The organism is Tepidimonas sp. (assembly GCF_036825565.1).
Classification (GTDB): domain Bacteria; phylum Pseudomonadota; class Gammaproteobacteria; order Burkholderiales; family Burkholderiaceae_C; genus Tepidimonas.
On sequence record NZ_DAISXZ010000072.1, the window covers coordinates 1 to 11,587 of the forward strand.

Annotated in this window: 12 protein-coding genes; 3 read left to right on the top strand and 9 right to left on the bottom strand. The window is 70.6% G+C overall.

Going from position 1 to position 11,587, the window contains the following annotated elements; all coding sequences use genetic code 11:
- The 8 genes from lptA to argP form a co-directional block, all read right to left on the bottom strand.
- On the bottom strand, nt 1-600 hold a 600-nt coding region (lptA, locus tag V7026_RS09460), incomplete at its 3' end, for a lipopolysaccharide transport periplasmic protein LptA (RefSeq protein ID WP_334155135.1).
- A 74-nt stretch (nt 601-674) separates the two neighbouring features.
- The gene (locus tag V7026_RS09465) at nt 675-1,307 is read right to left on the bottom strand and encodes a thiol:disulfide interchange protein DsbA/DsbL (protein ID WP_334155136.1); all 633 of its coding nucleotides are present in this window, start codon (nt 1,305-1,307) and stop codon (nt 675-677) included.
- Between the two features lie 70 nt (nt 1,308-1,377).
- Entirely contained in the window at nt 1,378-2,094 is a 717-nt protein-coding gene (locus tag V7026_RS09470; RefSeq protein ID WP_334155137.1) for an SPOR domain-containing protein, read from the bottom strand.
- Nucleotides 2,095-2,126: 32 nt separating this feature from the next.
- A complete protein-coding gene (gene argS, locus V7026_RS09475; protein WP_334155138.1) occupies nt 2,127-3,809 on the bottom strand; it encodes an arginine--tRNA ligase in 1,683 nt (560 codons plus the stop codon).
- A 41-nt stretch (nt 3,810-3,850) separates the two neighbouring features.
- On the bottom strand, nt 3,851-4,834 hold the full coding sequence (speB, locus tag V7026_RS09480) for an agmatinase (RefSeq protein ID WP_334155139.1): 984 nt from the start codon (nt 4,832-4,834) through the stop codon (nt 3,851-3,853).
- A gap of 45 nt (nt 4,835-4,879) precedes the next feature.
- Complete coding sequence (locus V7026_RS09485) at nt 4,880-5,260, bottom strand: DUF2237 family protein (protein WP_334155140.1); 381 nt, start codon at nt 5,258-5,260, stop codon at nt 4,880-4,882.
- A complete protein-coding gene (locus V7026_RS09490; protein ID WP_334155141.1) occupies nt 5,257-6,348 on the bottom strand; it encodes a metal-dependent hydrolase in 1,092 nt (363 codons plus the stop codon). The genes V7026_RS09485 and V7026_RS09490 overlap by 4 nt, the downstream gene beginning before the upstream one ends.
- A gap of 83 nt (nt 6,349-6,431) precedes the next feature.
- Nucleotides 6,432-7,334: an HTH-type transcriptional regulator ArgP gene (argP, locus tag V7026_RS09495; protein ID WP_334155142.1), complete on the bottom strand. Its 903-nt coding sequence runs from the start codon at nt 7,332-7,334 to the stop codon at nt 6,432-6,434.
- A gap of 148 nt (nt 7,335-7,482) precedes the next feature.
- On the opposite strand from argP, the gene V7026_RS09500 reads away from it, so the two are divergent.
- The 3 genes from V7026_RS09500 (at nt 7,483) to V7026_RS09510 (ending at nt 10,640) form a co-directional block, all read left to right on the top strand.
- Complete coding sequence (locus tag V7026_RS09500; protein ID WP_334155143.1) at nt 7,483-8,157, top strand: LysE/ArgO family amino acid transporter; 675 nt, start codon at nt 7,483-7,485, stop codon at nt 8,155-8,157.
- A 61-nt stretch (nt 8,158-8,218) separates the two neighbouring features.
- Nucleotides 8,219-9,904, top strand: coding sequence for a flavin monoamine oxidase family protein (locus tag V7026_RS09505; protein WP_334155144.1), 1,686 nt, complete (start codon nt 8,219-8,221; stop codon nt 9,902-9,904).
- 10 nt (nt 9,905-9,914) lie between these two features.
- Nucleotides 9,915-10,640: a nitrilase-related carbon-nitrogen hydrolase gene (locus V7026_RS09510; protein WP_334155145.1), complete on the top strand. Its 726-nt coding sequence runs from the start codon at nt 9,915-9,917 to the stop codon at nt 10,638-10,640.
- Here the strand turns inward: V7026_RS09510 and V7026_RS09515 are convergent.
- Nucleotides 10,618-11,208 carry a class II aldolase/adducin family protein gene (locus V7026_RS09515; protein WP_443082339.1) on the bottom strand — a complete coding sequence of 197 codons (591 nt, stop codon included), beginning with the start codon at nt 11,206-11,208 and terminating at the stop codon, nt 10,618-10,620. The two genes, V7026_RS09510 and V7026_RS09515, sit on opposite strands and share 23 nt — an antisense overlap.
- Nucleotides 11,209-11,587: the final 379 nt, after the last annotated feature.

Below are 11,587 nucleotides of genomic sequence, written 5' to 3' on the forward strand. Positions count from 1 at the left end.
GGTGTCGGGTGCGGGCTGGGTGGTGGCGGGGTCGGCGCCGCGCGGCGTCAGCAGCGCGCGCACCCGGCCGCCCGGATTGTCGGGGGTGGACTGTGCGCGATCGCCGTCCACGGTAAAGGTGTCGTTGCGGTTGTCGTACACGATGACGGCACCGCTGGTGCGGTCGTTCAGGACCGTGCCGCGGTAGCGGCGCAGCTCGGCGCGGCCGCGGAAGGTCACTCGGTCGGCCTGCCCGTCGTATTCGATGCGCTCGGCCTCGCCTTCGATGTATTCGTCCAGCCCGTCGCGCTTTTGGCGGTAAAAGGCGCGCTGCGCGGCGTCGCCCAGCGCGATGCCGAACTGTTGCCCCTGATCGTTCTGCCGCACCTCGACCTGGTGACCGCGGATGCGGATCGTGCCCTTGGTGATCACCACGCGGCCGGTGAAGACGCTGACCTGGCGGGCGTTGTCGTGGTGCAGTGCGTCGGCCTCCACGTTCATGGGGGCGCTGCGGTCGGCGCGCTCGGCATGGGCCAGGCCCCCCAGACCGAGCAAGGCGGCGGCGATCAGGGTGGTGACAGAGGCAGCCCAGGGGCGCGACAGTGGGAATGCGGCAGGCACGGAACTTGCTCCTTGCGGTGCGCCGATTGTGCCACGACTGGCCCCAACCACCCCCTCCCCCGGTGGCGGGCGGTTTACGCTTGTCGCACGCGCGCAATCAAGGCATCGGCCACGACGAGCGTGCGGGCCGCCTGGCCCGGCACGATGAAGCGGCCGGCGATGCCCAGCGACGGGGTGGCCTCGACTTCGTAGGCGTCTTGCAACTGCAGGGCGCGCTTGACCTTGCCGCTGACGCCAAAGGACTGGTAGGTCTGTGTGAACGCCTGCCGGTCCAGTCCCTGTTTGGCGGCCCAGGCCGCCACGGCGTCGAGCGAGTTGAAGCGTTCGCGCTCCTCGTGGATGGCTTTGAAGGCCTTTTCGTGCAAATCGCCCAGGCGGCCCATGGCCTCGAGTGTGAAATACAGTCGCTGCATCGGCTCGAACGCCGCGTTGAAGCCAACCGGAATCCGGCGCACGACGATTTCCTTGGGCAGCTTGCGCATCCAGGCGGTCATCAGCGGCTCGAAGCGGAAGCAATGGATGCAGCTGTAGGCAAAGAACTCCAGCACCTCGACCTGGCCGGGGCCGGTGTCCACCGGGGCCGGCTTGCTCAGGCGCCGGTAGTCGGAGCCTTCGCGCAGGCCGTCCTGGACTTGGGCGAAGGCGGCGGGCAGGGTGGCGGCGGCACCAAGGCCGATCAGGGTGGCGTGGAAGTGACGGCGTTGCATGGGCGACGGATGGTGCGGAGTGTTGCGGTGACCGTTGGATAGGCGCGCGGGGCGGCGGTTCCGGGACGTCTCAGCGCTGTACGCGCACCAGGGCGGTGTCGATCTGCTTGGCGCGCAAGCGCTCCTGCATCATCTCGGCTTCCACCTTGTTGCCAAACGGCCCCAGCCGCACCCGGTAAATGCGCTGGCCGGCCTGCTCGCGCTCGCTGACTTTGGCGTCGAAACCGAGCAGCGCCAGGCGCGCGCGCTGGCCCTCGGCCTCCTCCGCGTTGCGGAAGGCGCCGGCCTGCACGAAGTAGTTGAATGGGTCGGCCGCTGCCGCCGTGGTGTCGGACTCGCCGGCCGCCGGCGGGGGCGTGCCGGCCCGCTGCCGGATCAGGTCCGCGATTGGGTCGCGTCCGGATTCGCCCTTGGCAGCCTCGCCCTTGCCCGTTTCGGCCTTGCCCGTTTCGGCCCTGGCGTCACCGCGCGGGGCCTCGTCCTTCGGGGCCTCGGCCGCGGCTGGGGCGTCGGTGGCGGTGCCGGCCGTCTCGCCGCGGCCCGCGGGCTTGGCCGACGACAGACCGGCGTTCGGGTTCCAGCTCTTGAGCCGCTCGGCCTCGGTCTCGGGGTGGGTGGGCTTGCGCTGGATCTCGCGGTCCACCAAGGGGATGGGCACTTTGGTGACATACACGGCCACCGCCAGGGCGATGCCGATGCCGATCACCAGCCCCAGAACGAAGCCCAGCAGTGTGCCGCCGCGCTGGCCGGCGGAAGGATGGCGCATGAAAGCGGTGAGGGACGCCATGGGAGCGGACTCCAAGGGGAGGGGCGACGAGCTTACATGGACTCGGGCGCATCCACGCCCAGCACGCGCAGCCCGCTGCGCAGCACCTGTGCCGTGGCGGCCACCAGCGCCAGCCGGGCGCGCTTGACGGCCTCGTCATCGACCAGGATGCGCTCGGCGTCGTAGTAGCTGTGGTAGGCGGCGGCCAGCTCGCGCAGGTAGAAGGTGATGTCGTGCGGTGCGAAGTCGGTGGCCGCGGCCGACAGCACCTCGGGATAGCGGCCCAGTTGCAGCATCAGGGCCTGGGCGGCCGGGGTGTCCAGCGGCGCCAAGTCGGCCTCGACCAGTGCGGCCGGATCGCCCCCCTGGCCGCGCCACTGCGCCAGCACCGAGCAGATGCGCGCATGGGCGTACTGCACGTAATACACGGGGTTGTCGTTGTTTTGCTGGATGGCCAGATCGACGTCGAAGGTGTACTCGGTGTCGGGCTTGCGCGACAGCAAAAAGAAGCGCACTGCATCCTTGCTGGTCCACTCGATCAGGTCGCGCAGCGTGACGTAGCTGCCGGCGCGCTTGCTGATCTTGACCTCCTGCCCGCTGCGCACGACGCGCACCATGGTGTGCAGGACATAGTCGGGGTAGCCGGGCGGAATGCCGACGCCGGCGGCCTGCAGACCGGCGCGCACGCGGGCGATGGTGCCGTGGTGGTCGGTGCCCTGGATGTTGATGACCTTGGTGAAGCCGCGCTCCCACTTGGTAATGTGGTAGGCCACGTCCGGCACGAAGTAGGTGTACGTGCCGTCGGACTTGCGCATCACGCGGTCCTTGTCGTCGCCGTAGTCGGTGGTGCGCAGCCACAGCGCGCCGTCGCGTTCGTAGGTCTTGCCGGCGTCGATCAGGCGCTGCACGATCTGCGCCACGCGGCCGCTGCTGTACAGGCTGGACTCCAGATAGTACTGGTCGAAGCGCACCTGGAAGGCCTGCAGGTCCAGGTCCTGCTCGTGCCGCAGGTAGGCCACCGCAAACTGGCGGATGCCGTCCAGATCCTCCACATCGCCGCTGGCGGTGAAGGCGCGGTCGTCGGCCTGCACGGTCTTGCGCGCCAGAAAGTCGTCGGCGATGTCCTGAATATAGTCGCCGTTGTAGGCGGCTTCGGGCCACCGCGGGTCGCCAGGGCGTATGCCCTTGGCGCGCAACTGCACCGAGCGCGCCAGCGTCTCGATCTGCACCCCGGCATCGTTGTAGTAGAACTCGCGGTGCACCTGCCAGCCCTGGGTCTGGAACAGGTTGCAGATGGCGTCGCCCAGGGCGGCCTGCCGGCCGTGACCCACGTGCAGCGGCCCTGTCGGGTTGGCCGAAACAAACTCCACCATCAGCCGCTGTCCGTTAGGCGGCCGGTGCCCATAGCGGTCGCCCGCCGCGAGCACCTCGCGCACCACCGATTGTTTGGCGGCGGGCCGCAGGCGCAGGTTGATGAAGCCGGGCCCGGCGATCTCCAGCGCGGCCACCCAGCGCTGGAAGGCGGGCTGGGCCTGCAGCCGCTCCACAAGCGTCTGTGCGATCGCACGCGGGTTGGTGCCCAGCGGCTTGGCCAATTGCAAGGCGGCCGTGATGGCCAGGTCGCCATGGGCAGCGGCCTTGGGTTGCTCGAAGACGGCGCGCGCCGATGCGCCGGGGAGCAACGCCTCCAACTCGGTCACCAGCGCGCCGAGTAACTCGGTCTTGACGGTTTGCATGGGGGGGGATTGTAGGATCCCCGGTTACGCTGTCGGCACCGTCAGCGCCGCGCCCCCCGCTGCGCCGCCAGCACGCACAGCAGGTCGCAGGCCACGTGCGCGGCGGCCAGCGCCGTGATGTCGGCGTGGTCGTACGGGGGGCTGACCTCCACCACGTCCATGCCCATCAGGTTCAGCGGCACCAGCCCGCGCACGATCTGCAGCGCCTGTGCGCTGGTCAGCCCCCCGGCCACCGGGGTGCCGGTGCCAGGCGCGAAGGCCGGATCCAGGCAGTCGATGTCGAACGTCACGTAGGCCGGCCGTGATCCGACGATGGCCAGCACCTGCTGCAGCGCCCAGTCGGCGCCGCGCGCGTGGACGGTGGGCGCATCCAAGACGTTCAGGCCCATGAAGTCGTCGTTCCACGTGCGGATGCCAATCTGCACCGAATGCACCGGGTCGACCAGCCCCTCGCGCACGGCCTTGTAAAACATCGTGCCGTGGTTGAGCGAGTCCGGCACGTCGTCCGGCCAGGTGTCGCAGTGGGCGTCGAAGTGCACGAGTGCCAGCGGTGCGCCGTAGCGCTCGGCGTGCGCCTGCAGCAACGGGTAGGTCACGTAGTGGTCGCCGCCGAAGGTCAGCATGCGCGCGCCGCTGGCCAGGATGCGCCGCGCGTGGTCGCGGATGGCGCCTGGGATGGTGTGCGGCTGGTGCACGTCCAGCCAGCAGTCGCCCGCGTCGATCACCGCCAGCGTCTCGAACGGGTCGAACCCCCACGGGAAGGGCTTGAGCTCCGCGAGCTGGACGCTCGCGGCACGGATCGCCGCCGGCCCCAGCCGCGCCCCAGGGCGGTAGGTGGTGGCCAGATCCAGCGGGATGCCGCTGACGACGACGTCGGCGCCGGTCAGATCGCGCGTGTAGGTGCGGCGCAGAAAGCTCAGCACGCCGGCGTAGGTCATCTCCGGCCAGGAGCCGAGCAGGCCCGGGCGGCGGATGGCGCCGTCGCCGGCTGGCGGCACCTCGGGCGGGGTGGGGCGGGTGTCCATCGGCGCGATGCTACCGCGGCGCTCGCCGGGCCGGCGGGGCCACCGTCAGGTGCCGGCCGGGTGCCAGGCGTGTGCCTGCAGGTCCGACAGGCTCACCACTTGCAGCGCCGCCTCGTGCGTGGCCTCCAGGATCACCGGCGGCGCCGCGCCCGCCTCCAGCGCCTCCTTCCAGCGCAGCGCGCACAGGCACCAGCGGTCGCCGGGCTTCAGGCCCGCAAAGCGCCACTCGGGCCGCGGCGTGACGAGGTCGTTGCCGCGCTGCAGCGAAAACGCCAGGAACTCCGCCGTCACCTTGGTGCAGATGACGTGGCGGCCGACGTCGTGCGGCCCCGTGTGGCAGCAGCCGTCGCGGAAGTAGCCGGTCAACGGGTCGTACGAGCAGGCGCGCAGCGGGCCGCCGAGGACGTTGCGGGCGGAGGCGGTCATGGTTGGGCAGCAAGGCGGATGGGTGGGGCGCCCGTCGGCGTTGACGAGGTGGCGTCGCGTTCGGCCGGGTCGCCGTCGCGCTGCGCCAGCCAGCGGTTGAGCGGCGGCAGGTCCGCGCCCAGCGCCCGGGCGCGCAGCCAGGGCAGGCCATCGGCCAGGGCGATGCGCTGTCCCTCACGCACCGCGGGCGGGAGGGCGCCGTGCGCGGCTTCTGCCGGGCCGATGTCGAAGTCGAACACATAGGCCGGCTCCTGCCCCATGCGCAGGTCGGTCAGGCGCAGGCGGCCGTCCTGCTCGCGCAGTCGGTAGAAGCCGTCCGAAAAGCGCGCGATGCGCTGCACCTGCGGATGGTCGGCATGGCGGCTCAGCAGCGCGCCGCCGCGGTCGTGGCGCTCAAAGTGGATCGGCCGCTCACCGTCCAGCACGCCCACATAGCCTTCGTGGTAGTGGCCGCCGTCCACGGCCACCACCCGCCACAGCAGCGTGGTCAGCGGAGCCGGTGTCACAAGCAGCTGCTCGGGTTTTACCCCCTGCGCGGCCAGATCCTGGGCTGCCTGCTGGGTGGCCCACTGCTGCGCCCCCACGCTCCAGGCCAGGTAGGCGCTGGACAGCGCCAGCCCGGCGGTGTTCCAGCCGGCGCGCTGGCGGCTCAGGACGGCGGCCAGCACGCCCACCAGCAGCGGCAGCGTGTACAGCGGATCGATGATGAACACGCTGCCCACGCCGTAGGCGGTGTCGGTGAAGGGCTGCAGCAGCTGCGTGCCGTACACCGTGAAGGCGTCCAGCAACGCGTGCGTGACCAGGGTGAGCCAGACGGCCAGCCACCAGCGGCCGAAGGGCTGGCCGTGCACGCGGGCGATCAGCCACGCGATTGGGAACGAGGCCAGGGTCTGGATCGGCAGCGCGTGCGTCTCGGCCCGGTGGCGCACCATGTCCAGCACGGCATCGCCGTGTTGGACCAGCGCGTCCAGATCCGGCAGCGTGCCGACCACAGCGCCCCAAGCAGCGGCTTTCCAGGCGGCCGTCCGGCGTCCCATCACCGCGACGGTGACGGCGGCGCCCAGGGCGATTTGGGTCAGCGAGTCCATGCACAAGGGCCTTTGAAGCGACAAGGATGCTAGCGCCGGCGCAATACCCTGCCGCCCTGCGGGGTCGCCCGGTGGGCGGCCGATCAGGCCAGCGGCGCCAGGCAGGCCCGCGCGGCGTCGCGGATGGCGCGCGTCAGCCGCTGCGCGGTGGGCGGCTCGCGCTCCCAGTGCTGCCAGTACAGCGCCACGTCCACCACCGCGCCGGGCAGCACTTCGGCCAGCTCCGTCCGCCCGGCGCGCGCCTGCAGGTGCATGTCCGGCACCATGCCCCAGCCCAGCCCCAGCTCGATGGCGCGCTCGAAGGCGTCCACCGCCGGCATGAAGTGGCGCGGGTAGCGCGCCCCGCGCAGCCCGAAGTGCTGCGCCAGCCAGACGTCCTGCAGCGCGTCTTTGCGGTTGAAGATCACCGCCGGCAGCGCCAGCAGCCGGTGCGGCGTCACGCGCCCCTGCGGCGTGCGCGCGCGCGTCGCCAGCGCCGGCGTGGCCACGCAGCGGTAGCGCATCACGCCCAGCGGCTCGGCCACGCAGCCGCGCATGGCGTCGGCGCGCGTGGTCACGCAGCCGATCACGCTGCCGTTCTTCAGCAGCTCGTGCGTGTGGTCCTGGTCGTCGATGATCAGGTCCAGCAGCAGCCGCTGGCGCGCCAGCAGCGGCGCCACCCCGGGCAGAAACCACGCCGCCGCCGAGTCGGCGTTGATCGCCACCGGCACGCTCTGCCAGCGCTGCCCGGCGCCGCCGGCCAGCCGCTCCAACAGGTCGGCCTCCATCAGCTGCACCTGCTTGACGTGCGCCAACAGCGCCTGCCCGGCCGGCGTGGCGCGCACCGTCTTGCCGCGCACCACCAGCCGCTGGCCGAGCTGCGCCTCCAGCGCCTTGACGCGCAGCGACACCGCAGCCACCGTCAGCGCCAGCGCCTGCGCCGCGGCGGTGAAGCTGCCGTGCTCGACCACGGCGGCCAGGGCTTGCAGTTGACGGGCGTCCAGCATGGCGCGAGTTTAGTCAAACTTGATGCGCTCGATTTTTCGTCAAAACCATTTAAACCCGAGGCGCCTGCAGCGACACTGGACGCATACGGGCCGCCCTGCGCTGGCCCGCCATCACGCACAGCGACGACACCCATCGGGAGCACGCACGATGACCACCTTCACCGCCACCCTGCCCGGGCTGGCCGCCCCGGGCTTCACCGCCGGCCTGGTGATGAGCCTGTCGCTCATCATGGCCATCGGCCCGCAGAATGCGCACGTCATCCGCACCGGCCTGCAGCGCCAGCACCTGTGGCTGACGGTGCTGACCTGCGCGCTGGCCGACATCGTGCTGATCACGCTGGGCGTGGCGGGGCTCGCCCAGCTCGGTGGGCTGTCGGACAAGCTGCATGGCGCGCTGATCGGCGCGGGCGTGCTGTTCCTGCTGGTGTACGGCTGGCAGGCGGCGCGGCGTTTCTGGCAGCCGCCGGCCGCTGCGCCGGTAGGGGACGGGGCCGCGGCGCCCGCGCAGCCGGGGGCTGCGGCGCCGGTGACGCGCCGCCAGGCCGTGCTGCAGGCGCTGGCGTTCTCGTGGCTCAACCCGCACGCGTGGCTGGACACGGCGGTGCTGATCGGCACCGCGTCGCTGGCTTGGGGGCCGCAGCAGCCGGTGTTCGGGCTGGGCGCGGCAGTCGGCTCGGTGCTGTGGTTTGTGCTGCTGGGTGGCGCGGCGTTCTGGCTCGGTCGGCGGCTGAACTCGCTGCACGTCTGGCGCGCGCTGGACGGGTTGGTGGCGCTGCTGATGTGGGGCACCGCGGCGGCGCTGGTCGCCAGCCTGCTGCGCTGAGCCTTGGGCCGTTCCAGCCCCGTTCCCGTCCATCCTTCGCACAGCGTTCCAGGAGACCCGCATGACCGCCACCTTGACACCCCCCGCGCGTCGCCCCGCCGATGCGCCGATCACCATGTTCGGGCCGGACTTTCCGTTCGCCTACGACGAGTGGCTGGCGCACCCGGCGGGGCTCGGCACGCTGCCCGCCAGCCGCCGCGGCACCGAGGTGGCCATCGTCGGGGCCGGCATGGCCGGGCTGACGGCAGCCTACGAGCTGATGAAGCTGGGCTTGAAGCCCGTGGTGTACGAGGCGTCGCGCATGGGCGGGCGGCTGCGCTCGCAGCCGTTCGAAGGCGGCAGCGGGGCGATTGCGGAACTGGGCGGCATGCGCTTTCCGCTGTCGTCCACGGGCTTTTACCACTACGTCCGCACGCTGGGCCTGCGCAGCCGCCCGTTCCCCAACCCGCTGACGCCGGCGGCCAACTGCACCGTCATCGACCTGGAGGGGCAGACCCACTGGGCGCGCACGCTGGACGATCTGCCGCCGCTGTTCCGCGAGGTGGCGCTGGCCTGGAGCGACGCGCTGGAGGAGGGCGCGGGCTTCACCGAGCTGCAGACGGCCATGCGCCAGCGCGACGTCGAGCGCGTCAAGGCACTGTGGAACGCGCTGGTGCCGCGCTGGGACGACCGCACGTTTTACGACTTCGTCGCGCAGTCCGGCGCCTTCCAGCGCCTGAGCTTTCACCACCGCGAGGTGTTCGGGCAGGTGGGCTTTGGCACCGGCGGGTGGGATTCGGATTTTCCGAACTCGATGCTGGAAATCCTGCGCGTGGTGCTGACCGGCTGCGACGAGAACCAGCACCTCATCGTCGGCGGCGTGCAGCAGGTGCCGCTCGGCCTGTGGCACCATGCGCCGCCGCATCTGGTGCACTGGCCGCAGGGCACGACGCTGGCCAAGCTGCACCACGGCGCGCCCAGGCCCGCGGTCAAGGCCATCCAGCGCGCCGGCAACGGCCAGCTGGAGGTCACCGACGCCTGGGGCAGCACGCGCCGCTTCGACGCGGTGCTCGTCACCTGCCAGAGCTGGCTGTTGACGACGCAGATCGCGTGCGAGGAGTCGCTGTTTTCGCAGAAGCTGTGGATGGCGCTGGACCGCACGCGCTACATGCAGTCGTCCAAGACCTTCGTGATGGTCGATCGCCCGTTCTGGAACGACCTGCGCGCCAACGGCTGGCCGGTGATGGGCATGACGCTGACCGACCGCCTGACGCGCGGCACCTACCTGTTCGACAACGGGCCGCACCAGCCCGGGGTGATCTGCCTGTCCTACGCGTGGATGAGCGACGCCCTGAAAATGCTGCCGTACGACAGCGCCAAGCGCGTGCAGCTGGCGCTGGAGGCGCTGCGCAAAATCTACCCCGACGTGGACATCGCCAGCCACATCATCGGCGACCCGATCACCATCTCGTGGGAGGCCGACCCCTACTTCCTCGGCGCCTTCAAGGGCGCGCTGCCGGGCCACTACCGCTACAACCACCGCATGTACGGCCACTTCATGCAGGACGCGCTGCCGGAGCGCGAGCGCGGCATCTTCCTGGCTGGCGACGACATCTCCTTCACCCCCGCGTGGGTGGAGGGGGCGGTGCAGACGGCGCTGAACGCCGTCTGGGGCATCGTGCGCCACCTGGGTGGCGCGAGCCACCCCGATAACCCCGGCCCCGGCGACTGGTATCCGCACATCGGCCCGGTGGCGCTGCCGGATTGAGGGCCGCCCAATGCGCATCGCCCTCTGGCAAACCCCGCACCCGGCTGCCTGCGACGTGGCCGCGGCGCTGCGCCGGCTGGACGAGGCGGCGGCGCACGCGGCGGCGCAGGGTGCGCAGTGGCTCGTGACACCCGAGATGGCGCTGACCGGCTACCTGATCGCCCCTGAGCAGCTGGCCGCGCTGGCCGAACCCGCCGACGGGCCGTTGGCGCAGGCGGTGGCCGCCATCGCGCAGCGTCATAGCCTGGGGATCGCCTACGGCTGGCCCGAGTGCCATCCGGACGGCGCCAAGCCCTGGAACGCCGTGCAGGCCATCGGCCCCGATGGCCAGCGGCTGGCCGTGCACCGCAAGGTGCACCTGTTCGGCGCGGGGGACCGGGCGCGCTTCACGGCGGGCGAGGCCGTGGCCGCGCCGTTCGAGTGGGACGGCTGGCGCATCGGCCTGCTGATTTGCTTCGACGTGGAGCAGCCTTCGGCGGTGCGGGCGCTGGCACGGCAGGGCGCACGGCTGATCCTGGCCCCCACCGCCAACATGCTGCCGTACGACGATGCGCCGTGCCTGACGCTGCCGCGCCTGGCCGCCGAGTCGCGCGTGGCCATCGCCTACGCCAACGCCTGCGGCGCGGAAGGCGACACGCGCTACGGGGGGCTCAGCCGCCTGGTGGGAGCGGACGGGCGGGTGGTGGCTGCGGCGGGGCGCAGCGAGGATATGCTTATTGCCGATAGCCCGGATTGATCCGATCCAGCCGGCGCAACAAGCCCGGCCACGTCAGCGCCCCCGCGCCCTGGCCGCGCGTCACCTGCCGGGCCTTTTCGTCTTCGCGCAGCGCCACGCCTTCGTAGTCGCGGCAGGCCAGACTGGCCAACACGAAGATCGACTGCTGCGGCAGCGGCAGCACCCCCTGTTTTTGCGCCGAAACCGCCACGCCGTTGAGCGTGTGCGTGTGCAGCACGCACTGCGCATCGTGGCGTGCCGCGTGGATGGCGCTGTGGATGGTGAAGCCGGCCGGGTTGACCGGGTAAGGGCTGTCGTCCAGCTTGTTGCCCTGCAGGTCGATCTTGATGAGGCTGGACGCGGTGATCTCCTCGAACAGCAGCCCATAGGGGTTGATCAAAAACTGGTCGTCCGTCCCCGGTACGCGCGCCGTGATGTGGGTAAAGACCAAATCGTCCCAGTGAAAGGCGGTCACCAACCGGTAGGCGGCCGCCAAATCCACGCGCACCTGCCATTCGGCGTCGCAGACCTGGCCCTGGCGGCTGGGGATGGCGAGGGGGTGTTCATGTCTACCGCGACAGGTCGACACACAGCGATCGACAATCGCCTTTGCGACACGTTTGGGGCAGACTGATATTCGGCCGTTATGTGGCAGTGCAAGCGGTTGCCATGTTGCAAATCACGGGCAGAACGATGGTTTGAAACGTGCGAAGGTAAAATGAGCGTTGCAAACGGTTGAAATTCATCAATCGTCTGGCTAGGTGAAAATCTGTTGTAGCTCCCTCTCTCACCCCGGATGGCTACAATTCGCCGCGCGCAAGGCCGCTGGCTTGTCTCGTTGTAGCTCCCTCTCTCACCCCGGATGGCTACAATCGGCAGCGGATCGCCCTCGCTGGTCACCGCGTTGTAGCTCCCTCTCTCACCCCGGATGGCTACAATGGACACTTTGCGGCCGTCAGGGTAGAAGG

Bases quoted from the DNA above. Each gene is read 5' to 3' on its own strand.
- argP (WP_334155142.1), bottom strand. From the start codon at position 7,334: ATGCTGGACGCCCGTCAACTGCAAGCCCTGGCCGCCGTGGTCGAGCAC.
- speB (WP_334155139.1), bottom strand. From the start codon at position 4,834: ATGGACACCCGCCCCACCCCGCCCGAGGTGCCGCCAGCCGGCGACGGC.
- V7026_RS09510 (WP_334155145.1), top strand. From the start codon at position 9,915: ATGCGCATCGCCCTCTGGCAAACCCCGCACCCGGCTGCCTGCGACGTG.
- V7026_RS09505 (WP_334155144.1), top strand. From the start codon at position 8,219: ATGACCGCCACCTTGACACCCCCCGCGCGTCGCCCCGCCGATGCGCCG.
- V7026_RS09470 (WP_334155137.1), bottom strand. From the start codon at position 2,094: ATGGCGTCCCTCACCGCTTTCATGCGCCATCCTTCCGCCGGCCAGCGC.
- V7026_RS09485 (WP_334155140.1), bottom strand. From the start codon at position 5,260: ATGACCGCCTCCGCCCGCAACGTCCTCGGCGGCCCGCTGCGCGCCTGC.
- argS (WP_334155138.1), bottom strand. From the start codon at position 3,809: ATGCAAACCGTCAAGACCGAGTTACTCGGCGCGCTGGTGACCGAGTTG.
- V7026_RS09465 (WP_334155136.1), bottom strand. From the start codon at position 1,307: ATGCAACGCCGTCACTTCCACGCCACCCTGATCGGCCTTGGTGCCGCC.
- V7026_RS09500 (WP_334155143.1), top strand. From the start codon at position 7,483: ATGACCACCTTCACCGCCACCCTGCCCGGGCTGGCCGCCCCGGGCTTC.
- V7026_RS09490 (WP_334155141.1), bottom strand. From the start codon at position 6,348: ATGGACTCGCTGACCCAAATCGCCCTGGGCGCCGCCGTCACCGTCGCG.